We start from the raw sequence: 24,502 nt of genomic DNA, 5'->3' as shown, positions 1-24,502 counted from the left end.
AACTATACTGGTTGAGTATCTTGCCAAGGATCCGGCCATGAAGTTGAGACTGGCGATAGCCAATATCGCTCTTCCTTGTATTACATTATTTGCTCTGGGCTTTGTGCCAGCGCATGATTTTTTATTGCCCGATTATATCTCTACCGCCCTTATTGCATTTACCCTTGGCCGAGCTTTTTTGTTGTTGCAGCAACAGACCGTGTTTACGGTTTTGCCCATGTTAATGATGTCTTTACCTAGCTCACTTCAATTTAACTTAGATATTTTTGCGCCGTTTGCCTTTCTTATTTTCTTGTTTTATTTATGCGTGGTGAACTTGCAATGGGGTCAGCGACCTTGGTTTCATCCATTGCATATATTTAACGTTGGTTTGTTGGCTTTGTTTGTCTGTTTCTCTTTGAGGTTATTACCAATACCTGACGCTGTGCTGCCTTATGCTTATCTTTCATTGGATTGGCCTTATATTATTTTTGCGGCGTTGCCTTTGGTGTTTGTCCGTTTTTGGGGGCGCATTGGACGTTGGTCGAGTTACTGGCCTTTGCTTGTTGTTTTGGCGTTTAATTTTAAGTGGGCTGACGATAGTTATTTGATTTTATGGGTATCATTTGCGGCTCTGTTTTCATTGACTTTGGACAGTTATGTCATGGCGTTTGTTGATGAGCTGACAGGTATACCGGGACGCCGTGCGTTAGAGTTCAAATTAAAAACACTGGGTAAACATTACTATTTAGCGATGGTCGATGTGGATCACTTTAAGAAGTTTAACGACTCCCATGGGCACCAAGTTGGAGACGACGTACTTAGAGTAATTGCCAAATTAATCAGCTTAACGCCGAAAGCTAATGGTTACCGTTATGGTGGTGAAGAATTCTGTTTAGTCTTTGCAAATTGTGCACAGCAAGATGTAATTGACGGGTTAGAATTTACACGTAAAAATATTGAAAATTATGAGTTGTACCCAAAAAGCTTTGAACGTAAAAAAAATAAACGGGGTGAAAAAACAAAGAAAAAAGCATTACATGTGACTGCCAGTTTTGGGATGGCCCAACAAATGGCGAGTGAAGGGTTTGAGTTGGTTATTGAGCGTGCTGATAAAGCACTTTATAAAGCGAAACAAGCGGGTCGTAATCGTGTGAGTGTCGCGAAATAGGCTAGGCTAGTAATAGTCATAATGAGGAAAAAATCATGGCCAGTATTCTTGCAGTGGATGACAGCGAAGCGATTCGCACGTTAATGAAGGTGGTATTAGAAAATGCAGGCCATACGGTTTTTTTGAAAGAAAATGGCCGCGAAGCACTGGATTTTGCCAGAGATCATACCGTTGATTTGGTGATTACAGACTTGAACATGCCCGAAATGGGCGGCATGAGTTTAGTTGGCAATTTGCGTCGAATCGATAACTATAAAACCAAACCGATTTTAGTTATGACCACAGAGACAGCGGATTATAAAAAGCAAAAAGCGAAATCGGTGGGTGCAACAGGCTGGATTGCAAAGCCTGTTGATAAAGACCGATTGTTACAGGCCGTCGATCGGACAGTTGGCTAATCAAATGTATGTTTTGATCAAATCCGGCCTTTGCCTTATTTGACCCCCCGTTAGCGTTCATGTATTCATTTTAAGAATAAGTCGCTACTTTCTTGTAGCCAGTTTTTTTTGCGCTTAATAGCGTTACTAGCTCTTGGCGAGTGCGAATCATTTCTCGATAGTTATGTAATATGGCAGGGTTATTCATCCCCATGCGCTGCTGCGCGTTGCGCATATGGCGTTCGATAATTTGAATCTCATTTTCTAGACGATAAATTTTTGGGTGAACGCTGTATGTCATCATCATCAGACTTCTTTATTGATTAACTTTGAGCTTAATCATAGTTAAAAACCAAGAATGGGGTAACGAATACTAAGGATGATTTTCGCATTAAAAGCAGTGTTCAATAATACTCTGGCTATTAGTGCGTAAATATTGAATTTAAAGGTGAATAAAGCGTAAAAATTGACGCAAAAATCAAGGTTAAATGTAAAAAATATGACAAAGGCAGTCATGCTGATATAAACAGAAAAGGAGCCTAAAAACGCGGTTTTATACCCAAATACAACACAGCCTATAAAAAGGCATCACGAGAGCAAAAGGGTCCGCCAATCAAAGTCTATTTGACCCACTGCAAAAAAGCCCGGCACAATCATGGATGGCTTATTGCCATAGCGAATGGTTTCATATTGTAACGATAAAAGATCGCCACCCACACAGCGTAAAATGGCATGTCCCGCCGCGATATCCCACTCGCTGACATTTCCAAAGCGTGGGTATACTTCGCCTTGGCCGCTGGCCAGATACGCAAGTTTTAACGCGCTGCCCACTGCAATTCTTTCAACCGATGCCACTTTATGTTCGAGTTTGTCACAGAGTCGATTTAGCGCCTCTGTGCCGTGTCGTTTGCTGCCAAGTACTCTGATTCGATCAAACTCTCCGATTTGAACATTTGGGTTGCTGGCTTTAAGCGGGATGGCGTGGTCGTCACCCACTTTGCAAAATGCTTTACCTTCGCCACCATAAAAACACTCATCGGTCACGGGTGCGTAAATTAAACCAAAGATGGGCTGCCCTTCTTCAATGAGCGCAATATTGACGGTGAATTCACCGTTACGATTAATAAACTCTTTGGTGCCATCGAGGGGGTCCACTAGCCAAAATTGTTTCCACTGTGCCCGTTGTTCTTGATTGGGCGTATCAGCTTCTTCACTGATGACAGGCACATTTAAGATTGCAGATAGGCCATTGTTAATAATGTGATGGGCGGCAAGATCTGCTTCGGTAAGTGGGCTCTCATCGGATTTTTCAACCACTGTGTATTCACTGCGATTATAGATGTCTAAAATCGCGGCACCTGCTGTTCGAGCTAATTCAATGACGGCTGCATAATTTGGTTGCATAGTGACTCTGCTGATTCTAATAACGATTAATTACGGGCTGACAGCCAAGACCTTGCCATATATAGCGCGGCAATGGCACGACCTTCTGTGACATCTGCTCGCTGTACTAGCGTGTCAATATCATCCAGCGGCCAAGCGATAACATCTAATGGTTCTGGTTCGTCGCCTGGCAATGAGGCTTCGTATAGGTCTAGTGCAATAAGTACATCAATGCCACTTTTCATATAGCTTGGACTTAAGCTCATTTTCTTCAAAAAATGCAGCTGTTTCGCCCCAAAGTGAATTTCTTCTTTGAGTTCACGCTCGGCGGCTTGTTCAATGGTTTCACCCAAATCAACGGCCCCTTTAGGCAAGGTTAGGGTGTAATCTTCTATGCCAGCACCATATTCGCGTATCAGGAGGACTTCGCCTTTGGCATTAATTGGCACCATCATAACGGCACCTGAGCCGCCAGGTACTAAGCGCTCATAAGTACGTTCAACACCATTGGAAAACTTAAGATCCATCGTCTCGATGGTAAACAGTCGACTTTGGGCCACAATGTGACGATCTAATATTTGCGGTTTCTGAGCCATGTCCAACACACTATAATAGGGTAAAGTCGCGCAGTATGAACGTTAAGAGGCCGCAATTAAATGATCCACTGGAATGAAATCGACACTGTCTTGTTGGATATGGATGGTACGTTGCTTGATTTACACTTTGATAACTATTTTTGGCTAGAGCACTTACCACAGAAATACGCCGAACATCACTGCATGGAAAAACCAGCCGCCCTTGCTAAATTATCAAAGCAAATGGAAGCAAAAGTGGGCCAATTAGAGTGGTATTGCTTAGACTACTGGAGTGAGCTGACAGGCCTGCCCATTGCCCAATTAAAGCAGGATGTTTCACATAAAATTCAATTTCGTCCTCATGTTCCTGATTTTCTTGAAGCGGTTCGTAAGGCGGGTAAGCGTAGTGTGATTGTGACCAATGCGCATCGCGACAGTGTGGACTTGAAAATGCACCGCACTGGGTTAGACATTATGGTGGATAGAATTATTAGTTCTCATGATTATGGTTACGCTAAGGAAGACCAGCGTTTTTGGCACAGTCTTTCCCAAGACGAAGGCTTTGAAAAATCCCGTGCCGTCCTCATTGATGACAGCTTGGCTGTGTTAGAATCCGCGAAACGTTATGGCATTGGCCACCTTATGTGTATTCATGAGCCAGATAGTCAAAAGCCTAAACGTGCGATAACCGATTTTCACAGTATTGATGAATTTACCGACGTGATGCCTGCGCCAAAGGATACCCGTAGTGAGTGAGAGCAAATCGGCAAAAGTTCGCCTAGACAAATGGTTATGGGCCGCTCGTTTTTTCAAAACCCGTGCACTGGCTAAAGCCGCCATAGAGGGCGGTAAGGTGCTGTACGACGGCCAGCGCTGCAAGGTTAGCCGAACAGTTGATGTGAGCGCGACGTTAAAAATTCGCACTGGGTTTGAGGAAAAAACCATCACTGTGCTTAAGGTCAGCGAGCATCGCGGTAGCGCACCTGTGGCGCAGCTATTATATGAAGAGTCGGCTGACAGTATCAAAAAGCGCATGGATGAAGCGGAGCGCAGACGTAAATTTGCCAAGGCAAATCCATTGTTTGATCACAAGCCAAACAAAAAAGAGCGTCGCCAAATTCATAAGTTTCATGAAGACACCAATCTTTAATTGCGTGTAAACCTAGATTAAATAGCCAAGCTTAACGGCTTGGCAATACAGAAGAGAGCCCAATGGCCAGTCACGATATATTGCAACGATTTACCTTTGATAACTGCCATGTGCGTGGCGAGCTGGTGGGTTTAAAACAAACCTTGGCTGAAGTGTATCAGCGTCAGTCGTACCCAGAGCCTGTTAATAACTTATTAGGCGAATTACTGGTGGCTGCCGCACTGTTAAGTGCCACTGTTAAAATTGAAGGCTTGTTGAGCTTACAAGTACAAACCGATGGGCCAGTGCGTATTTTACTGGCTGAAACGCGACACGACGGCAAACTGCGCGGCATTGCCCGTATGGATCACGACAAAGACATCTCAGAAGGCAATTTACTGGGCACAAAAGGTCAGCTAATTATTACAATTGAGCCAGACAAGGGTCGTCGTTATCAGGGAATCGTTGAGATTGAAGAGGGGAGTATTACCAAATCCCTTGAAGGCTATTTCCGTCAGTCTGAGCAGCTAGACACCCACCTGTGGATAAGTTGTGAAAATGGCGTAGCCGCAGGCTTATTATTGCAAGAGCTGCCTGCTCTGGGTGAAGTACAAGAGGCAATTGATGTAGATGAAGACGCGTGGAATCGTTTAACGCAACTGGCTCAAACTCTGCGCCCAGATGAATTGATGCATCTAGAAAATGATGAAATTTTGCATCGCTTGTTCCATGAAGAGCAAGTGCGCTTATACGATGGGCAGTCACTGGTTTTTAATTGCAGCTGTTCGAAAGAGCGTTTGTCTGTGGCCTTGACTCAGATAGGCTACACAGAGTGCCAAGACATAATTGATGAACAGAAAAAAATTCGCGCAGATTGTCAGTTTTGTGGTCAGCACTACAGCTTTACGCAAAGTGACGTTAATGGATTATTCCCGCTAGAAAGCGCTAAAGCGGGAAAAGGCCTGCATTAGTGCACAAGTAAACGATAATAAATCCAATTTATAGCAAGTATAGGCACCATAAATAGACTGTATACCCATGATGTTTGCTGACCTGCAAGTGGCTTCGCCGGCCATTGGGTAGTCGATACGGGTCTTTTTATAGGCTGCCTATTCGCCTAATTTGGATTTTCTGGCATAATCGCGCACCTAAAATTTGTAATTCGTTTAAGGCTTACTTGCTTTAAGCGGTAATGTTTTCAGTTAGCTGGCCACAAGCCGGCGACTTACTTCTGTTGGATTGGGCATTATGACCACCGTTTACACCGATCTTTCTTCTGCCTTGTTGGTAGAAAAAGCACTAGAGCGCGGCGAAGGCCGTCTACAAGACAATGGCGCATTTGTTGTTGAAACTGGTGCGCGTACTGGTCGCTCTCCAAAAGACCGTTACATCGTTCAAGAACCAAGTACGTCTGATGCCATCGATTGGGGCAATGTAAACCGTCCTTTCGACGCGGATAAATTCGACGCTCTTTGGGATCGCGTAGAAGCTTACTTAGATCAGCACGACAAGTTTGTATCTGAAGTGCACGTAGGCGCAGACCCGCAACATTACCTACCAATTAAAATGACCACACAGACTGCTTGGCAGAACCTGTTTGGCCGTAACTTATTTATCCGTCCAGATACGTTTAACCCTTCTGATAAAGAAGAGTGGCAGATCCTGAACGTGGCAGGCTTCGAATGTGTGCCTGAGCGTGACGGTACTAACTCTGATGGTTGTGTCATCATCAACTTCGCTAAACGCAAAGTGCTACTTGCTGGTATGCGTTACGCGGGCGAAATGAAAAAAGCCATGTTCTCTGTACAGAATTTCCTACTGCCTGAAAAAGACGTGCTGCCTATGCACTGTTCTGCCAACGTAGGTGAAGACGGCGATACCTGTTTGTTCTTCGGTTTATCGGGTACAGGTAAAACCACATTGTCTGCTGACCAAAGCCGTTACCTAATTGGTGATGATGAGCACGGCTGGGGCAAAGGTACCGTATTTAATATCGAAGGCGGTTGCTACGCAAAAACCATCGATCTTTCTAAAAAGAACGAACCAATTATTTGGGATGCGATTAAATTCGGTGCCATCGTTGAAAACGTTGTGATCGACCCTGAGACACGCGTTGCCGATTACAACGATGTATCACTAACTGAAAACGGCCGTTGTGCATACCCACTTGAGCACATCGAAAAACGCGTTCTTGAGAACCGTGCTGGTGAGCCAAAAGCGGTTATCTTTTTAACCTGTGATATGACGGGTGTATTGCCTCCTGTTTCTATTCTGACTAAAGAGCAAGCGGCTTACCACTTCTTGTCTGGTTACACCGCGCTGGTTGGTTCTACCGAAATGGGGGGTTCTAAAGGTCTTAAATCTACGTTCTCTACTTGTTTTGGTGCGCCTTTCTTCCCGCGTCCAGCAGGTGAATACGCTGAGCTTTTAATGAAGCGCGTAACCGAATTTGATTCTCAAGTTTACCTAGTAAACACAGGTTGGACCGGCGGCCCTAACGGCGCGGGTGGTGAGCGTTTCTCTATCCCGACAACGCGTGCTGTTATTGCAGCGATTCAGTCTGGCGCGTTACGTGATACCGATACTGATACCACGCCAGTATTTGCACTTAAAGTCCCTAAAGCGGTTGAAGGGGTTGATGCTAAGTTGCTAAACCCAGTTAACGCATGGGCTGATAAGTCTAAGTTCGAAGAAGTAGCGCAAGGTCTTGCTCAGCAGTTCGTTGATAACTTCAAGAAGTATGATGTATCTGATGCGATTCGCGCTGCGGGTCCTCAGCTATAAGTTACCGTTTTATCCGAATCGCCATTCATGGCTCTTTTCGGATATCGACCTCCCAAGGTCATCATTCCTCACCCTAGGAATTTTAAAGGCGCAACTTTGTTGCGCTTTTTTTATGTGAAAACCGCTATATTTAAATCATCACTTCACATTCGAGATGAATATGCTGCTTAGATCTTTCATGTTAGTTATTGGTGCTTTAATACTTATATCGCCTGTAAGTTGGGCAGGCGTAATATCGGACAAAGTTGAAGAGTTGTCTGAAGGCTATAAAAAATGTGAAGAGCTATATGAAGAAGTTCGCAACAGCGAATGTGCGAATAGTGTTTCCGGCTTGTTCGGGCGTATTTATTTTCAAGTGGGGGTAAGTTTTACCGAACGACAAGTCAAATTTCAAAATATTAAAACCAAAAAAGATGCATTTATTTTATCGAGTGGCTTTAAACCTCGTCCGGTTTTAGCAGTGAGCTTGAGCGATAGCTATTTTGGTGAGAGTAACTTTGGTTACAGTTTGGGGTTTTCTTACTTTGATGATTACGCAATCAAACAGGTGATTAAACGAGGGGATTCAAGTAGTCATCAGAAAACGGTGGATCTAGATACATATTCAGGAATGAATGTGCTGGCTTTTAGTCCGTCTGTTTTTTACAGTTATGGCCGCAACGATGACACACCGTACCGTTACATTAAGTTTGGTGTGGGCTTTAATCTGATGTATAGCCGTGTACGTGGCACGGGTTATTTAACAGAGCTTAAGTCCGATGAAGATTGTTATCAATATGGCAGTGACTTCGTGGATGGTAAGGTCTCCGATAAAAACGGCTTTAAAAATCTGTGTGAAAATACACGTTTCAATGAATCAGGGTTTGGTTCAGGTATTAAGGTCTTTTTAGGCATGGATTGGAAAAACTGGGAGGCAGAAGTATCCGTTTCTGGCTTTGAAAACCGCAGTAGCGGCGATTATCGCTATGTGACACAGCAAGCTCAGTTTTCGATTTCACGTAAATTGGGATTCTAGTTTTTCTGTTTAAAAAACAGTCTGTATTAGGCTCTCAAAACCTTTCTTTTTATGCCAATTCAAACCAGTAATTTTACCTCTGGTGCATTATAATTCTTAGCCACCTGCCAAATGGGTTCGGCAGGCCATAACAATAATGTACATGAGTGGTTTATGGATCGTATATTTCAAACATTAGCAACTGAGCTGAATGTACAGCTAACGCAAATCGTCGCCTCTGTCGCGTTACTTGATGAAGGTGCCACTGTCCCGTTTATTTCTCGATACCGCAAAGAAGTCACAGGCGGTATGGACGATGGTCAATTGCGTACACTTGAAGAGCGCTTACGTTATTTGCGTGAGATGGAAGACCGCCGTACCTCTATTCTTAAAAGCATTGAAGAACAAGGCAAGCTGACCGACGAGTTAAAAGGCCAGATCATGTTGGCGGATAGCAAAAACCGTCTTGAAGATTTGTACCTGCCATATAAACAAAAGCGTCGCACTAAAGGTCAAATTGCAATTGAGGCAGGCATAGAGCCATTAGCCAACGCCTTATTGGAAAACCCAGCGTTAAATCCTGAAAATGAAGCGACCAGTTTCATTGATGCAGACAAAGGTTTTGCAGATGTAAAAGCGGTTTTAGATGGTGCTAAATTCATCTTGATGGAGCGCTTTGCTGAGAACGCAGACCTTATTCAACGGTTACGTGATTTTTTATGGCAAGAAGCCACTTTGAGCGTACGCGTTGTACCGGGTAAAGAAAACGAAGCGGCAAAATTCCAAGATTACTTCGAACACGATGAGCCATTGAATAAAGTCCCGAGCCACCGTGCACTGGCAATTTTACGTGGCCGTAATGAAGGCTTTTTAAGCTCCAACTTGGTTACTGGTGATCCCAGCGATAAGCTAACCGCGAGCCCGTGCGAAGCCATGGTTGCCAATTTTTATAACCTAGAGTTTAACAATCGCCCTGCCGATAAATGGTTAGGTGAAGTAGTTAAATGGACATGGCGTGTAAAGTTATTAACATCACTTGAAAATGAATTAGTCACTCGTATTCGTGAAAGTGCAGAAGATGAAGCCATCAAAGTCTTTGCCATGAATCTAAAAGATTTATTAATGGCGGCACCTGCTGGTCACAAGGCGACCATCGGTTTAGACCCTGGTCTACGTACGGGTGTAAAAGTGGCGGTTGTGGATGCCACGGGTAAAGTGATGGATCATGGGGTTATGTATCCAACGCCGCCAAAAAACCAAATAGAACAAAGCAAAGCAGCGCTTAAAGTCCTATGCGAAAAACACAATGTAGGTTTGATTGCCATTGGTAATGGTACAGGTAGCCGTGAAACGGATCGCTTAGTAGCAGACTTCATTAAAGAAAACCCAAAGCTGAAAGTGCAAAAAATTGTCGTCAGTGAAGCGGGTGCCTCGGTTTATAGTGCATCTGAATTGGCCGCAAAAGAGTTTCCTGATTTAGACGTGACCATTCGTGGCGCAATATCCATTGCTCGTCGTTTGCAAGACCCGCTGGCAGAGCTTGTGAAAATTGAGCCTAAAGCCATTGGTGTGGGCCAGTATCAGCACGATGTTTCTCAGTCTGCGTTAGCTCGCTCGCTAGATGCTGTGGTTGAAGACTGTGTGAATGCCGTGGGTGTGGATTTAAATACGGCGTCTGTGCCTCTACTGACGAAAGTGTCTGGTTTGAATACCACTATCGCTAACAATATCGTCGCTTTTCGTGAAGAAAATGGCGCGTATCAAAGCCGTACCGACTTGAAAAAAGTGCCGCGTCTGGGTGGTAAAACATTTGAACTGGCTGCGGGCTTCTTAAAAATTGCCAATGGTAAAAATCCTTTAGATGCCAGTTCCGTTCACCCTGAATCGTATGATGTGGTGAAACAGATTGCGGCTAAAGCGCAAAAAGAGGTGAAGTCAGTCATTGGTGACAGTGCCTTCTTAAAAGCGGTGAATGCCAGCGAGTTCGTGACCGAACAAGTTGGCTTACCAACCATCAAAGATATTTTGGCTGAGCTTGAAAAGCCTGGCCGCGATCCGCGTCCTGAGTTTGTCACCGCCGAATTTAAAGACGGTGTTGAAGAAATCAAAGATCTGCGCGACGACATGATACTAGAAGGTGTCGTCACTAACGTGACAGCGTTTGGTGCCTTTGTTGATGTGGGTGTACACCAAGATGGCCTAGTGCACATTTCTATGATGAGTGATCAATTTATTGATGACCCTCGTGAAGTGGTAAAAGCCGGCGATGTGGTGAAGGTAAAAGTGATGGAAGTCGATGCACCACGTAAACGAATCGCTTTATCGATGCGAATGAGTGACAGCGCCAGTGATTACCAAGCTGAAAAAGCCACACCCCGTGGTGAACGTAAGCCGCGTAATTCGACTCCTCGTCAGCATTCAAGCCAGCCGCAAGCGGCCGCTGGGAACAACCCAATGGCGGCACTATTCGCACAAGCGCAGAAAAAGAAAGGCAAGCGATTGTAATGTTGAACTAAACTGATGGCATGCATTCGAAGGTGAATGCATGCTTATTAGGATACAGTGTTGCGCTTAACTTGTTTTTATCCTTGTATAAGCTGGCTATAATCGCCCCAATTTATATCTTAAGGATAGCCTCCTTTGTCTCAGACAATGCCATTCGACCAAGTACTTACTCATCTGCAAGCCATTGCGCCTTCTGCCTTGCGTTTTTCTCGTGGTATTGAGAAAGAAGGCTTACGAGTAAATGCGAATGCTCAAATAAATCCTGAGCCTCATCCCAATGCGTTAGGCAGCACGCTGACACATCCGCATATCACCACGGATTACAGTGAGGCCTTACTCGAATTTATTACGCCAGTTAAAGACAATGCCGATGATGTGTTGGCTTTTCTTGATGACGCTCAGCGCTTCAGCTTTCAATACCTGCCTGAGCAGTATATTTGGCCTGCATCTATGCCTGGTGTGATTAATGACGAGCTAGATGTGCCTATTGCCTATTACGGTAAATCCAATGTGGGTACGCTCAAGCATGTTTATCGACATGGTTTGTGGCACCGTTATGGTCGTAAGATGCAGTGCATTGCAGGTTTGCATTATAACTTCTCAGTGTCGCAAGAACTTTGGCAAGCCATTGCCGATTGGCAAGGTGAAACGTTAGATAAAGACTTTGTGAGTAAAGGTTACTTTGGTTTGATTCGTAACTTTCGTCGTTACTCTTGGTTGTTGCTGTATTTATTCGGAGCAAGCCCAGCCGTTGACGCTAGCTTTCTTGAAGGTGAAGAGCACAACTTAGAGAAATGGGATGATAATACTCTTTATGCGCCTTATGCCACGAGTTTGCGCATGAGTGGCTTGGGTTATCAAAACAATGCACAAGACGATTTATTTGTGTGCTTTAACGGATTACCTACTTATACCAACACATTAAAAACGGCGATGCATCAGTCCGTTGCCAAATATGAACAGATGGGTGTTGAACAAGACGGCATATACAAGCAGCTCAATACCAATCTTCTACAAATTGAAAATGAATACTACTCAGACATCCGACCAAAGCGTAATAGCAAAAATGGTGAAAAGCCGTTAACCGCTTTAAACGAACACGGGGTTGAATACATTGAAGTACGTTGCCTTGATCTAAACCCATTTGAAGCATTAGGTGCGAACCGCGATCAAATTAATTTTATGGATTTGTTCTTAGCATATTGTCTATTAAGCCCAAGTGAACGTTTGAGCGAAAGTGAATGTAAAGAAGTATCTGAAAACCAAAAACACGTTGTAATGGAAGGTCGAGATCCTGAATTTACGCTGAAGCGTCACGGTAATGATATGCGTTTAAAAGATTGGGGTAATGAATTACTCGCTAATATGGCGCCTCTGGCAAAACTGTTGGATGACAAACAAAAAAATACTGATTTACAAACCGCTTTAGCCGTCATGCAACAACGCATGGACGATGTGTCGCTAACCCCAAGTGCACAAGTGTTGGCTAGCATGAAAGACAACCAACAATCATTTTCACAATTTGCTTTGCAGCAAGCTAAGCAAGTAGCCGACTATTTTAAAGCGCCTATTGGTGAAGAAAAAAATGCTCACTGGTTGAATCTTGTGCAACAGTCAGCAGAAAAACAGCATGAAATTGAAGCAGGCGATGACATGACATTCGCACAATACTTGGCAGATTATCTTGTTAAAGTGTGAGGCGCGTCACAAATGGGTCGGATAAAATCCATATTGGCTCAATTAGACCAGTGGTTTGCTTGATATTGATCCTTCGTGAGATAGATTTACTTTAAAAGGCATATGGATCTGGCTATGAAACTAGTGGAACCTCACTGGGATCTTGAAAATTTGGAAAAAGCATACCGCCACGGTTTTATGGCTGGGATGGTAGGCAAAGCTGTTATTGTCTGTCCTCACAAGGCTGAAATTGTTGTTAACGCGTGGGAAGCTGGCTGGCAAGATGGAAAAGAGCAATTCGATATTAAGCACGCCGCCTCATTCAAGCAAACCCTATAAAAAAGGCCATGAATTCGTGGCCTTTTTTATGTGCCCATAGATAACGTCTTGCGGCTAATTCTGCGCCACAAAATTTTGGAAGTATAAATCCTCAATATAGGGCTTGCCCTCTAGTTCGGTTAATAATGCCCTCAACTCATCCAATGCCACTTGGCGTAATGTTTCACGTGCTTGTGGGTTATTGATAGTCGCTTCATTTTGCTGGCTTAACAACAATACCAATTGATTACGAATATACGCTTGGTGGTGATTCACTTTGCCAGCGGCTTCGGCCCCCATCACTCGTAACGCCACATCTGTGCGAATATACTTCAACCGGCCTGTGGTATTGTCGTCATAGTTCAACACAAATGCAGGTTGCAAATGAACATACTGTGTAGCATTACCCGCTGGCGGTGCTTCAGCGGCATTAACAAAGCTGCTAAGACTCAATAAAGTCATTACAATTATTAAATAAACACGTTTCATATGGGATTCCTTTTTGCGTTTTCTGTATTTAGCATAGAACAGCTTGAGCCGCTTGCTGCAACCAAAGGCATAAACTTGTGTCTATATTTGAACGCTTTTTCTCTCGTCTCACTATTAAGGGTATTTATGTTGCCGTTTTCCAATCGAATGATTTCGTTAGGTGTGTTCCTAGCCTGTGCTGCACTGCTGGCAGGTGCATACTATTTTGAATATTTTTTATATATGGACCCTTGTCCGTTATGCATTATGCAACGCATAGCGGTATTGCTGGTTGGTATTGCGGGATTATTCGGGTTTCTTCTTGCGCACAACCAAATAGCGCGTTTGGTTAGTTATGTATTTATGGTACTTAGTGCGCTGTTTGGAATCGGTGTGGCAGGACGTCATGTTTGGATACAAAGTTTACCGGCAGACCAGATACCCACTTGCGGGCCAAGTTTAGAGTACATGGTGGATACCCTGCCTTGGGCAGAAGTATTAACGGTAATGCTAAGAGGCAATGGTAATTGTGCTGATTCTCATTGGGCTTTTTTAGGGCTTTCAATGCCTCAGTGGGTTTTGGTTTGGTTTATAGCATTTGTTTGTGTGGGCGTGTATTTAGCGATTAAAAACGCTAAAAAGTAGCAGGAAAACGCCATGCTTGAATGTGAAAAAAAATACGCTTCCTAGCGATACTATTGCAAAAGCGAGGTAGGCTCAAGCATTATAAATATCGAAAATTTTGAGCTTGCAGCGGTCAAAACCAGTGCCTATATTGAAGGTACTGGACCTTAGACCATAAGTATAAGTAAGAGGATTGGCCATGCTAGAAAGTTGCAAAGATGCAAAAGAACGTTGGGGTGGTGTGAACTCACTAATAGATCGTTGGCTTAATGAGCGACAAGAACTGCTGGTTTTGTATTGTGCTATAAAAGGGCTAAAACCCTATAGCCCAAGAGAAACACCGCTGTCGGTTAAAGTTCAGGCATTCTGCCAAGTATTGATGGACTACTGTAGCGCAGGGCATTTCGAAGTGTATGAGCAGCTTGTTCGCGAAGCAAAAGAGTTTAATGATGGTGGCATTGAACTGGCTAAGCATCATTATCCGCGATTAGAGGAAATTACCGTTAAGTGTGTAGAGTTTAATGATAATTACGATAGCGCTGAGCAATGTATTGAGAAGCTGGTTGATCTACCAAGAGACTTATCAGAATTAGGTGAGTTATTAGAAGAACGTTTTGAGCTAGAAGATGAGCTAATCGAAGCACTGCACAATGTTCATAAAGAAATGATTGCGTGATTTTTCAAGTGGCACAATCGCTTTATAGCTAAGGGGCGTCAAAGACGCCTTTTAGCCAAATACAAATCCCTCCTCGTTTCAAATCTGCCAAAATTTTTATACTCGCCTACACTCTAAATAGGACTTAGGGATACCGTTTATGAAAATTATTATTACTCTTTTACTACCACTATATCTATTAACGGCGTGTTCAAGTGGCGATAGCCCATCCAAGCAATGGGAAGTCGCCGTGCAAGGGGTTTACAGTGCTTGTTTATCGACGAATGGTGAGCATGTATTAGTAGGCTCAATTCACCATGGTGGCAGTTATTGGCAGGTGAACCCTGCTGAGCGTTTATATGATTGGAATCATAAAGCGGAAAGCTTAACGGGTATTTTGTCGTGTGCACTAAGTGATAATGATCGATTTGCTAGCACCGCAGAGCACAGAAAAATAGTCCTATGGAATGCAACAACAGGCGAAGCATTTTGGCTATGGGAAGCGCCAGCCAAACATTGAAGATATGGCATTGAGTAATGATGGCCAGCTCGCATTATTGGGATTAGATAATTATGAGGCGGTGTTATTTGATATTCAAAATGGCGGCGTTAAGTTGCGCTTACCTCATGAAGGTATCGTGCAAACCGTTAGTATGAGCCGAGATAATAAATGGGCCATGTCTGGCGGGGATGATTCCACGGTCAAAGTCTGGCGTTTAAGTGATGGTAAAGCCATGTATACGTGGGAGCTGCGTAACCAAATAAAAGTCGTTGCGATTACGCAAGATGGCCGGTTGGGTTTTGCAGCGAGTCACAGGGATGACAGTATTCTATGGGACTTAGAAAGCGGCCAAGAACTGGCAAAATTACCTCAAGATAATGGGACGTTTCAAAGTGCACGCTTTAATGATGATGGAACACAATTACTGACAGGCAGCTCGAGTGGTCAAATTATCTTATGGGATATAAGTAAGGCAATAAAATTGAAAATTTGGCAGTTATCTTCAAAGAGCGGCTGGGTAACGAAAAGTATACAGGTGTTGGATGTGGCATTTGCCCCACAAGGTTATAAAGCGGTGGGGGCTAATGGATTGACGTATCAGCTAGACTGATCAGCGGTTGATGTTATCAAGCTGTTGTTGTCGATTATCGAGAGATTGTTGGAAATCTTTTATTTGATCCAGCATCTCAGGTACTTTTTCAATGGGTGCAGTGGTTAGCGGTAATGAAGAGCCACTGCCATCTGTTGGATCAAAGCGCTCATTGGCTTTAGGTTTATCTTGGTAGCCTTCAGGTAGATCAATGGTTTTCATAGAATTGATTTTATCTTCTACCTGAATCATTTGAGCGCTCTCACCTTCAGGCGGGTGATCACTATATTGCCAATTGCCTTTGGCATCTTGCCAGCGATAAAGTGATTTGGGGGCTGCGGTTGGTAGTGCAGATTGACCTATATTTTTAACGGGTTCAAGAAATGTTGAAATATCTAAAACAGGGCTACCATCTGGTTTTTTGAGAATAAAGGGACTTGCGATTGCTAGAACCAGTGCAAGTAATAGCAATTTATTGAAAATACTCATGGATACGTTCCTTGTAAATATTGAACCATACTATACCTCAAATCATGAGAATGATCAGCGAGTGAAGCCGGCCATAAAGATCAGCGGCCTTAGTCATACAATTATGACTGAGTGATATTAGCCAAGGAATTAGGTGAAAAGGTGCCAGGGAAAAAATTTGACGCCATAAAACCGCAAACAGCACGAGTGATATCTCATGCTGAACCAAAGCGAATTTTAATTGCAAATGCGAAGGGCGGTTGCGGCAAGACAACGCTTGCCACGAATACGGCCGCCTATTATGCGAGTAAAGGTGGAAAAGTCGTATTAATTGACCATGATCCACAAGGATCCAGTGCGCAGTGGCTAGATGCCCGAAGTAAAACACTGCCACCTATTTATTCTGTAGCGGCTTACCGTAAAGATGATAATCATACGACACGCAGTTTTCAGTTAATGGTCCCGCTTAACACCACTCACATCATTATAGATACACCAGCAGGTATTAGCGGAAATGTGCTTTGTGACCACCTTCGACATTGTGATCTTGTTTTAATGCCAGTGGTTCCCTCTGTGATCGATATCAGGGCGGCCACTGGATTTATAAAAGATGTTTTGTTGAGCCCAGGATTTCGCATTAAACCAAAGCCGATTGCAGTCGTTGCAAATCGCGTTAAGCGAAATACCCTTGGCTACAACAAATTAGAAGCTTTTCTCAATAGTTTAAACATCCCATTTATCACGACTATTCGCGATACACAGCAATATGTTCGTGCTGCAGAATTTGGAATGGGTATTTTTGATTTCAGCCAACCCCACGAAAAAGATCTCGAAGAATGGCAGCCATTAATCAATTGGCTCTACATTCAGCTCAATAACAGCAAAAATATTTAAATATATTGAAAAAATGTCGTTTAAATCTGGCGTATCAGTTTTGTGTTTGTATAATTGCCGTACCCACACAGAGCATACCCAGAGGTAATCATGGCAGCACGTAAAACCCCCGCAGCAAAGAAAGCAACTAAAGCAGCTGTAAAAAAAGCACCGGCTAAGAAAGCAGTGGCTAAAAAAGCAGTTGGACCAGTTGCTCAATTGCAAAGCGAAATTACAAAACTGACTACTCAGCTAAATGCAGCGCATGCGAAGCAACTTGCTGAAGTAAACAAAGAAGTAGCGGCTGCTACTAAAGCGGTTACCAAAGCGGCTGATGCGGCTAAAAAAGCAAAAGATGCTCAAGCAAAAGTTGCGACTAAAGTTAAAGCTAAGAAAACAGCAGCTGGTGTTCAGCAATTAGCAAGCGCTAAAGCAAAAGCAGCCGATGCAGCTAAAGTATTAAAAGCGGCTAAAGCAGTTGCGAACACTCTAAAAGCAAACCAAGCAGAAGTAAAAGCTGAAGCCACTAAAGCAGCTAAAGTTGAGAAAGTACGCACAGCGGCTGAAAAAGCCTTCTTGAAAGCAGAAGCAGCGAAAGAAAAAGCGGCTAAAGCCAAAGAAAAAGCAAAAGCTAAGGCCGCTTCTGTTAAAGCAAAAGCCAAAGCTAAAGTAGCAGCTGAAAAAGCCAAAGTGAAAGCTAAAGCTAAAAAAGAAGCTGACAAGATTAAAAAAGAAGCGGCTAAATTAAAAAAAGCAGCGGTTAAAGCGGCTAAATCAGCAGCGAAGAAAGAAAAAGCAGCTTTAGCGAAAGAAAAAGCGAAAGAGAAAGCAGCGGCTAAAAAAGCAGCGAAAGCGGCTAAGCCAGCAAAAAAAGCAGCCAAGCCTGCAAAAGCGAAAGCAGCTAAGCCAGCAAAAAAAGTAGCTAAACCTGCAAAAGCGGCTAAGCCAGCTAAAAAAGCGGCCAAACCTGCAAAAGCAGCTAAGCCAGCAAAAGCAAAAAAAGCCCCTAAAGCGAAAAAAGCAGCTAAGCCAGCAAAAGTAGCAGCTGAAGCTAAGTCTGAGATGCCAACACCTTCAGTACAAAGCTTATTTTCTGAAAATAACTAAGATTTGATTTTGTCTTAGGGTTGTAAGTGCTGATACAGCACTTGCAACCAGCTTTCCTCTAGTTCTATTTTACCTGCGCAATAATTCTGTAAACTGCTTTTAAACCCATCCAATCCTGTTTGATCCGTGATAGCCCAATTTTTACCTATATTGAATAGCATCTGTTGCTGACATTTTTCGGCCTTTAATTCTAAGTCTTTAAATGCTTGATAGAATGGCTCATGCTGTAATGCTTTTGTTTGTCGGCGCAATTGTCGGATCGGCCTGACCTTGTTTAGCTGCCAATCATGGACCAAGCGTAATTGCCGAGATTCATAATAGGATTTGGCTTGTAGGTTTAACCAACCAATAAACAGCAATATGTTTACATCAAGGCCATACTTATCTTGAGCCTGTAATAAAAACTTGGCACAGCCTGGTTTTTGATATTGTTCGATGGAATATAACCATAATGGGTTATCCATTGAATTTGTGGCATCATGCGCAACCTGAACCACCGCCCACCCCTTTGAATGTGTGAAGTTGAGTTATGATACGTCTGCAACAGGTGAATTTACACCTAGGCACCAAAATAATCTTACAGCAAGCTGACCTGACCGTGCATGATGGCCACAAGCTTGCGATCGTTGGGGCGAATGGCGCAGGCAAGTCCACGCTGTTCAAATTATTATTGCAGCAATTAGTGCCGGACCAAGGTGAATTATATTTACCTAAGAACTGGCGTATTGCGCATATGGCACAAGAAGTTGCGGCGTCTGAAAAAAGTGCACTGGATTATGTGTTAGATGGCCATCAAGAGTTTCGTCGTATCCAGCAGGCCATGACGAAAGCGGAGCAGGCAGAAGATGATTTAGCTCTAGCCACGCTGCATGGCGAATTTGAAATCATTCACGGCTATCAAGTTGCGCAACTTGGTCAGACTATGTTGGCAGGCCTTGGCTTTAAACAAGAGCAAATGGCGCACCCAGTTAGTGCATTTAGTGGTGGCTGGCGGATGCGTTTGAATTTGGCGAAAGCGTTGATTATGCCCAGCGATTTATTATTACTTGATGAGCCCACCAACCACTTGGATTTAGATGCAAGCTTGTGGCTAGAAAGTTTTCTGCAAAAATATCGCGGTACCTTGTTACTCATCAGTCATGATCGTGACTTTATTGATTCAGTGGTGGATGGCATTGTGCACATGCACCAACAAGTTATTAACTTGTACTCAGGTAACTATGCCGATTTTGAGCGACGTCGAGCAGAGCGTCTAGCGCAGCAGCAGTCTTTGTATGAGCAACAACAAGATCAGATTGCGCATATAGAAAGCTTTATTGAGCGCTTTAAAGCAAAGGCCAGTAAAGCCAAGCAAGCACAAAGCCGAGTGAAAGCGCTTGAGCGAATGGAGCGTATCGCCCCAGCCCATGTGGACAGCCAATTTCACTTTGAATTTCCTAATGCCGATAAATACAGCGACCCGTTGCTTAATCTGCAGCATGGGAATATTGGTTATGGTGACAATGTGCAGCTTGAAGATGTGCAATTGTCATTACGACCAGGTGACCGTATTGGTTTATTAGGGGCAAATGGCGCGGGTAAATCCACTCTAATAAAAGCCATTGTGGGTGAGCTTGCGTTGATGCAGGGCGAATATTTTAAAGGTGAGTACCTTGCGGTGGGTTACTTTGCTCAGCATCAAGTGGATGAGCTAGATTTACGCTTAACCCCATTTGATAACCTGCTCAATTTAAAGCCAGATGCGAGTGATCAGCAAATTCGTAATTTCTTAGGAGGCTTTGGTTTTCATGGTGATCAAGCACTTGACGTCAGTGAAAAATTTTCAGGGGGCGAGTTAGCTCGCCTAGCATTGGCGCGTATCGCATGGATGAAGCCGAATTTACTGATTCTCGATGAGCCGACTAACCATTTAGACTTGGACATGCGTCATGCGCTGACCATGGCATTACAAAATTACGATGGTGCCATTGTTGTGGTCAGTCACGATCGTCACTTGTTAGCCAATACAGTGGATCAATTTTATTTGGTACATCAAGGTCGAGTGACTGAATTTGATGGTGACTTGGAAGATTATCGCGCCTTCATTAAACAAGCCGAAAGCGATGAAGATGAGACGGCAGATAGCACTAAACAAACTGAGAACAGTGCAGAGGGGAAAAAAGAGAAAAAACGCCGCGAAGCGGAAATTCGTAAACAACTCAGTCCGCTTAAAAAACAAGTGACAAAACTCGAAGAGAAAGTGGAAGCCTTGCAAGCGACTCTAGTGGATATTGAAACACAGCTAGCCGATACATCCCTTTATGATACTGCACAAAAAGCGCAACTGCAGTCTGTCTTAAATGCGCAAAGTCAGGCGAAACAGCAGTTAGAAATAGATGAAGAGCAATGGATGACATTACTTGAAGAGCTTGAAGCGTTAGAAGAACAACTCTCAGAGTAATGCGTTTAGCTTAAACTGAAAAAGCAGGCCCTTGGTCATTATGTTCAGGTAATACCAAGGGTAGAGTGATCGTGAATTCCGTTCCTTCGCCTATTTTACTGCTGGCTTCAATAGAGCCAGCGAGCTGTTGGGTGACGATATTGTACGTCATGTACATGCCTAAGCCTGTACCACCATCCCCTCGTTTAGTGGTAAAAAAAGGGTCGAAGATTTTACTGCAGGTGATCTCGTCCATGCCACAGCCATCATCTTTGTAGTGTAAATAGAGATTCGTCTCGTCACTATTACTGCTTAAATAAATATTACCCTCTTGTTCAGGAAAGGCATGGCGTAAGCTATTAATAATCATATTGCTAATGATATGATAATAAGCGCCTGGGTAGCTGTTGATGGTCAGTGTGCTCTCCACATCAATATGCAGTTTAATTTGTGTATGCTTTAGCTGTGGCTTTAAGGTTACTAGAACTTCATCAATGTGCTCTCGTAATGCGAACAATGTAATTTCTTCAACGGATTGATTCACCGCGACATTTTTGAAGGTTTGCACTAGTTGCTTGGCTTTATGTAGGTTGGTTTCCATAATGTGTATGGATTCTTGGGAGACACTTAAGAACTTACCAAAGTCGGTGGCAGTGAGTGACTGTGCATCAAATTTCTGCTGAATAATTTCACTTTCACTTTTATTATACGACAGAGCCGTAATGGAATTACCCAAGGGTGTGTTAATTTCATGAGCGACGCCTGCAACAAGTTGACCAAGAGAGGCCATCTTCTCAGCTAAGATGAGTTGTTGTTGTGCATTTTTGAGGTCTTCTGTGCGTTCAAGCACTTTGTGTTCAAGAGTGTCATTCGCCAGTTGCAGTGCATCTGATTTGTCTTTCAGTTGTTTCGTCATGTCATTAAAGGCCCGACCAAGTGCAGCAAGTTCGTTATTGGTGTTGATATCGACGGCGACGCTCATATCCCCTTTACGTAAGCTGTTTACGCCGACTAACAGCGCATCCAATGGCTGCCTTAATTTTCTTTGGATCATGAAGTAAACCGCTGACGCGGTAATCAATATGGCAATGACCGTAATAAAGGTTAGCCGAAGCACTAATGAATTTGTGCGTTGCTTTAACCCTACGGTGGGGCTCAAGGCCATGACTTGAAATGCTTGCTCTGTATCGCTCGGTAAGCCAAGGGGTTCTTCTGTATAAATATAGGGATCGTTGCCGACTTCAAGGCTGTTAGCAGAAGCATAGAGCTGTTGTTTGTGATCAATACTCGATACCCAGATATGGTCAGCGTCCACAATCGCAAGTTCTGTTCCTAGTCGTTCAGCGATGGTTTGAAGGCTGTCATTATCGGGCTTTTGTATACCGACAATGAGCACCGCATTTTTAGAGGTCACCTGCCAATTTTCAGGGTTGACTAAATTAAGTGAAACAGGGCTCCACATAACGAACTGCAGTTTGTCTTGCCTCAAACTGATGACTTGCCCTGATGTATACGTGTGAGGGCGTTGTAGTTTGTTAAACACGCTTTTGGGAATATCATCGGTTGGCTTTACCCCAACAGTTTCATAAAAATAATTAACGTTTTCTTGGTAAATAGCACTGACGTCAAAAAAGTCGCCATCAAAGTTTAATTTATCAACGGGCATGCTATACACGCGAGGAGTTTGCGAGTTTGACTTAAGGTCATAACGGAAAAACCAGATAGTGTGATGGTCAATGCGAATAGACAGTAGCGGCGTACTTTGCTCATATTGTTTAAACGGGTCGGTATGGTAAATAGATAGCTCTTTTAACTCGTTGGAGGGTAATAAATGAATTAATGAGCGGACAAGTTTTAGCTGGCTTTGAAAGTAAAACGTCGCATCAGAGTTGCTGAGGCTTTGACCCTGTTGTGATACATCTTCTGTGTAAAGCGGGCCGTAGTTATTAAGTAATGTGAGTTGTTCGGTTATAAAGTTGTTAGATTCAACTTCTCTAATGGATCGATACGCGCGATTAGCGGTGTTTTCAAGCTCTGATGAGAATAAATAAGCGGCGGCCTGCACACGTTTAAGCGCCACTTCTTTTAGGTCGCGATACGATTGCCAGCCAACCAAGGCGGCAATGCCGACAGAGAAAATAATAAGGGCTATGAAGACAAGTGCGATTAATTGGCGGCTGATTCGATTCATCGATAGGGTCATTGTACGGCCTTACGCCAAGGTTTAATGGCCTCTTCGTAGGGTAAGGTTTTTGGTGTTTCTCGGGTTCTTTTTGGTTTAGGTGCACCCGGTTGCGCGAACCAATACGCTTGGCTTTTTTTAGGATTTAATTGTGGTGAGTATTGCGCCAGTTTTAAATTCTCCATGATGTCATCTTGGTGATAGGCAATATTATCCATAGCCTGTTTCGCTGTTATTTGACCGTTTATTGCTTTATCTAAGTTGGGCCACCAGGCTCTGAATAACAAAGGGTAATGCGGAACATTCAAACCCGTGTCTGTCCATTGATGAATCGCAAGGCTTTGATAAAACTCAATGAGCCCGCCCCAGCGCTGCTTGTTTTCTTGCACATAATCGCTGTTTAAAGTGGAGTGCCTAACGGGTGTACCACCGGCTTTAAATTTGGCAAGCGCGGCTGATTTACTCACACAGAATTGAGCCCATAACCAAGCCGCAGCGCGCTTAGGGCCTCGTGTATCTTTTGGGATCGTCCAGCTACCAGCATCTTGATAACCCACTTTCATGCCTGACTCCCAATAACGTCCGTGGGGTGTGGGGGCAAGTCGCCATATGGGTTGACCCTGCTTATCGACCATTACGCCTTGATGAAAAGCCGGCTCATTAACCCAAAGTGTGTATAAGAAAATTTGCTGTGCGACATTACCTTGTGCGACAGCAATATTGTTATCGCGAAAGGTGCCTTGCCGTGCGGAAGGCGGGCTGTATTTGTTGAGCCAATCGATATAGGTTTGTAAGGCATAAATAGCAGCAGGGCTATTTGTCGCGCCACCACGTTCGACACTGGCACCACGAGGAATTCTATTTTCAACACGAATACCCCATTCATCGACGGGTTTACCATTAGGCAAGCCCCTATCCCCAGCGCCAGCAATGGATAGCCAAGCATCGGTAAAGCGCCAGCCAAGTGACGGGGACTTTTTACCAAAATCGGTATGTCCGTATACTTTTTTGCCATCAATGGGAGTGTTGGTAAAAAATTCAGCGATGTCTTCATAAGCGGCCCAGTTTTGAGGCACGCCTAATGAATAGGCTTTGTCATTTCCGTACTTTGCTTTGGTGAAGCTTAAAAACTGGGCTTGAATATCTTTGCGTGTAAACCAGTCATGGCGAAACCAATATAAATTTGCAAATTGTTGGTCGGGCAGTTGTAACTGTTGACCGTCGTAATCTTGCCCAAATTGAAGGTTGAGAAAATCATTTAAATCTAAATAGGGATTAGTGACGTCGCGACCTTCGTGTTTCATATAATGCGTTAAGTTCACAACCCCTTTTACGCGGGCATGGGTGCCGATGTGGTCTGCATCGTTAATATAAATATCGTAAAGGTGGGCACCTTGGCTGATTTGCTTGAATATGTTTTCCACCACAGAGCCTTCACCAATGATGTCAAAGTTCACCTTAATCCCCGTGATGTGTTCAAAATGTAGCGCTAAAACATCCCGCTCCCAGCGATGAGTCGGTATGTCTTCACTGACCACAGAAATATGTTTGCCTTTAAAAGGTTCGGCTGCGGCTTGAAACCAAGTGAGTTCGGCCGCCATTTCACTCTTTGTTAGTACTGAAGGTGAGAGGGCGACGATTACGTCTTCAATAGTATTACTGGCTATTAACACAGGAGAAAAAAACAATAAAAGTGAATAACAATAGGCTTTTAGCATAAGGC

At 43.7% G+C, this 24,502-nt stretch carries 25 protein-coding genes; 17 read left to right on the top strand and 8 right to left on the bottom strand.

Translation table 11 applies throughout. From position 1 onward, the window contains the following. The first annotated feature begins 37 nt into the window (after positions 1-37). Together ACU6U9_RS05460 and ACU6U9_RS05455 are read left to right on the top strand one after the other, a co-directional pair. On the top strand, positions 38-1,150 hold the full coding sequence (locus ACU6U9_RS05460) for a GGDEF domain-containing protein (RefSeq protein ID WP_446734049.1): 1,113 nt from the start codon (positions 38-40) through the stop codon (positions 1,148-1,150). 35 nt (positions 1,151-1,185) lie between these two features. Continuing rightward, a complete protein-coding gene (locus tag ACU6U9_RS05455) occupies positions 1,186-1,548 on the top strand; it encodes a response regulator (RefSeq protein ID WP_446734048.1) in 363 nt (120 codons plus the stop codon). Between the two features lie 70 nt (positions 1,549-1,618). On the opposite strand, the gene ACU6U9_RS05450 is transcribed toward ACU6U9_RS05455, so the two are convergent. The 3 genes from ACU6U9_RS05450 to nudE form a co-directional block, all read right to left on the bottom strand. Then, on the bottom strand, positions 1,619-1,834 hold the full coding sequence (locus ACU6U9_RS05450) for a hypothetical protein (protein ID WP_446734047.1): 216 nt from the start codon (positions 1,832-1,834) through the stop codon (positions 1,619-1,621). Between the two features lie 281 nt (positions 1,835-2,115). Further along, complete coding sequence (gene cysQ / locus ACU6U9_RS05445; RefSeq protein ID WP_446734046.1) at positions 2,116-2,931, bottom strand: 3'(2'),5'-bisphosphate nucleotidase CysQ; 816 nt, start codon at positions 2,929-2,931, stop codon at positions 2,116-2,118. 26 nt (positions 2,932-2,957) lie between these two features. Then, complete coding sequence (gene nudE, locus ACU6U9_RS05440) at positions 2,958-3,506, bottom strand: ADP compounds hydrolase NudE (RefSeq protein ID WP_446734045.1); 549 nt, start codon at positions 3,504-3,506, stop codon at positions 2,958-2,960. A 60-nt stretch (positions 3,507-3,566) separates the two neighbouring features. Here nudE and yrfG point away from each other — a divergent pair, with 60 nt between their 5' ends. The 8 genes from yrfG (at position 3,567) to rmf (ending at position 12,913) form a co-directional block, all read left to right on the top strand. Beyond that, positions 3,567-4,241 (top strand): GMP/IMP nucleotidase, encoded by a 675-nt coding sequence (yrfG, locus tag ACU6U9_RS05435; protein WP_446734044.1) that lies wholly within the window; start codon positions 3,567-3,569, stop codon positions 4,239-4,241. After that, on the top strand, positions 4,234-4,635 hold the full coding sequence (locus ACU6U9_RS05430) for an RNA-binding S4 domain-containing protein (RefSeq protein WP_446734043.1): 402 nt from the start codon (positions 4,234-4,236) through the stop codon (positions 4,633-4,635). Before yrfG ends, ACU6U9_RS05430 begins: the two co-directional genes overlap by 8 nt. A 62-nt stretch (positions 4,636-4,697) precedes the next feature. Beyond that, positions 4,698-5,585, top strand: a complete 888-nt coding sequence (gene hslO / locus ACU6U9_RS05425; RefSeq protein WP_446734042.1) for an Hsp33 family molecular chaperone HslO — start codon at positions 4,698-4,700, stop codon at positions 5,583-5,585. A gap of 235 nt (positions 5,586-5,820) precedes the next feature. Beyond that, complete coding sequence (locus ACU6U9_RS05420) at positions 5,821-7,398, top strand: phosphoenolpyruvate carboxykinase (protein WP_446735058.1); 1,578 nt, start codon at positions 5,821-5,823, stop codon at positions 7,396-7,398. Between the two features lie 160 nt (positions 7,399-7,558). Next, positions 7,559-8,413 (top strand): hypothetical protein, encoded by an 855-nt coding sequence (locus ACU6U9_RS05415; protein ID WP_446734041.1) that lies wholly within the window; start codon positions 7,559-7,561, stop codon positions 8,411-8,413. A 153-nt stretch (positions 8,414-8,566) separates the two neighbouring features. Continuing rightward, entirely contained in the window at positions 8,567-10,897 is a 2,331-nt protein-coding gene (locus tag ACU6U9_RS05410; protein ID WP_446734040.1) for a Tex family protein, read from the top strand. 135 nt (positions 10,898-11,032) lie between these two features. Continuing rightward, complete coding sequence (gene gshA / locus ACU6U9_RS05405; protein ID WP_446734039.1) at positions 11,033-12,595, top strand: glutamate--cysteine ligase; 1,563 nt, start codon at positions 11,033-11,035, stop codon at positions 12,593-12,595. 114 nt (positions 12,596-12,709) lie between these two features. Beyond that, complete coding sequence (rmf, locus tag ACU6U9_RS05400) at positions 12,710-12,913, top strand: ribosome modulation factor (protein WP_446734038.1); 204 nt, start codon at positions 12,710-12,712, stop codon at positions 12,911-12,913. A 54-nt stretch (positions 12,914-12,967) separates the two neighbouring features. On the opposite strand, the gene ACU6U9_RS05395 is transcribed toward rmf, so the two are convergent. After that, positions 12,968-13,381, bottom strand: a complete 414-nt coding sequence (locus ACU6U9_RS05395) for a flagellar basal body-associated FliL family protein (RefSeq protein ID WP_446734037.1) — start codon at positions 13,379-13,381, stop codon at positions 12,968-12,970. A 126-nt stretch (positions 13,382-13,507) separates the two neighbouring features. Here ACU6U9_RS05395 and ACU6U9_RS05390 point away from each other — a divergent pair, with 126 nt between their 5' ends. The 4 genes from ACU6U9_RS05390 to ACU6U9_RS05375 all read left to right on the top strand — a co-directional run bounded on the left by ACU6U9_RS05390 (position 13,508) and on the right by ACU6U9_RS05375 (position 15,751). Further along, complete coding sequence (locus ACU6U9_RS05390; RefSeq protein WP_446734036.1) at positions 13,508-14,005, top strand: disulfide bond formation protein B; 498 nt, start codon at positions 13,508-13,510, stop codon at positions 14,003-14,005. A gap of 178 nt (positions 14,006-14,183) precedes the next feature. Beyond that, complete coding sequence (gene rsd / locus ACU6U9_RS05385) at positions 14,184-14,660, top strand: sigma D regulator (protein ID WP_446734035.1); 477 nt, start codon at positions 14,184-14,186, stop codon at positions 14,658-14,660. A 139-nt stretch (positions 14,661-14,799) separates the two neighbouring features. Next, positions 14,800-15,159, top strand: a complete 360-nt coding sequence (locus ACU6U9_RS05380) for a hypothetical protein (RefSeq protein ID WP_446734034.1) — start codon at positions 14,800-14,802, stop codon at positions 15,157-15,159. Further along, positions 15,107-15,751 (top strand): WD40 repeat domain-containing protein, encoded by a 645-nt coding sequence (locus ACU6U9_RS05375; protein WP_446734033.1) that lies wholly within the window; start codon positions 15,107-15,109, stop codon positions 15,749-15,751. The genes ACU6U9_RS05380 and ACU6U9_RS05375 overlap by 53 nt, the downstream gene beginning before the upstream one ends. Here the strand turns inward: ACU6U9_RS05375 and ACU6U9_RS05370 are convergent, their stop codons facing one another. After that, entirely contained in the window at positions 15,752-16,219 is a 468-nt protein-coding gene (locus ACU6U9_RS05370; RefSeq protein WP_446734032.1) for a DUF4124 domain-containing protein, read from the bottom strand. A gap of 141 nt (positions 16,220-16,360) precedes the next feature. On the opposite strand from ACU6U9_RS05370, the gene ACU6U9_RS05365 reads away from it, so the two are divergent. Then, entirely contained in the window at positions 16,361-17,092 is a 732-nt protein-coding gene (locus ACU6U9_RS05365) for a nucleotide-binding protein (RefSeq protein ID WP_446734031.1), read from the top strand. A gap of 90 nt (positions 17,093-17,182) precedes the next feature. After that, positions 17,183-18,178 (top strand): hypothetical protein, encoded by a 996-nt coding sequence (locus ACU6U9_RS05360; RefSeq protein ID WP_446734030.1) that lies wholly within the window; start codon positions 17,183-17,185, stop codon positions 18,176-18,178. 14 nt (positions 18,179-18,192) lie between these two features. Here the strand turns inward: ACU6U9_RS05360 and ACU6U9_RS05355 are convergent, their stop codons facing one another. Then, positions 18,193-18,675, bottom strand: coding sequence for a TIGR02444 family protein (locus tag ACU6U9_RS05355; RefSeq protein WP_446734029.1), 483 nt, complete (start codon positions 18,673-18,675; stop codon positions 18,193-18,195). Between the two features lie 32 nt (positions 18,676-18,707). Here ACU6U9_RS05355 and ACU6U9_RS05350 point away from each other — a divergent pair, with 32 nt between their 5' ends. Next, positions 18,708-20,618, top strand: a complete 1,911-nt coding sequence (locus tag ACU6U9_RS05350; protein ID WP_446734028.1) for an ATP-binding cassette domain-containing protein — start codon at positions 18,708-18,710, stop codon at positions 20,616-20,618. Positions 20,619-20,628: 10 nt separating this feature from the next. On the opposite strand, the gene ACU6U9_RS05345 is transcribed toward ACU6U9_RS05350, so the two are convergent. Beyond that, positions 20,629-22,800, bottom strand: a complete 2,172-nt coding sequence (locus ACU6U9_RS05345) for a sensor histidine kinase (protein WP_446734027.1) — start codon at positions 22,798-22,800, stop codon at positions 20,629-20,631. Then, positions 22,797-24,380 carry an ABC transporter substrate-binding protein gene (locus ACU6U9_RS05340; RefSeq protein ID WP_446734026.1) on the bottom strand — a complete coding sequence of 528 codons (1,584 nt, stop codon included), beginning with the start codon at positions 24,378-24,380 and terminating at the stop codon, positions 22,797-22,799. The genes ACU6U9_RS05345 and ACU6U9_RS05340 overlap by 4 nt, the downstream gene beginning before the upstream one ends. Positions 24,381-24,502: the final 122 nt, after the last annotated feature.

Source organism: Pseudomonas sp. HK3, assembly GCF_052920985.1.
Note: the sequence above shows the minus strand (reverse complement) of the source record. Positions and strands in the feature narration are given on the sequence as shown.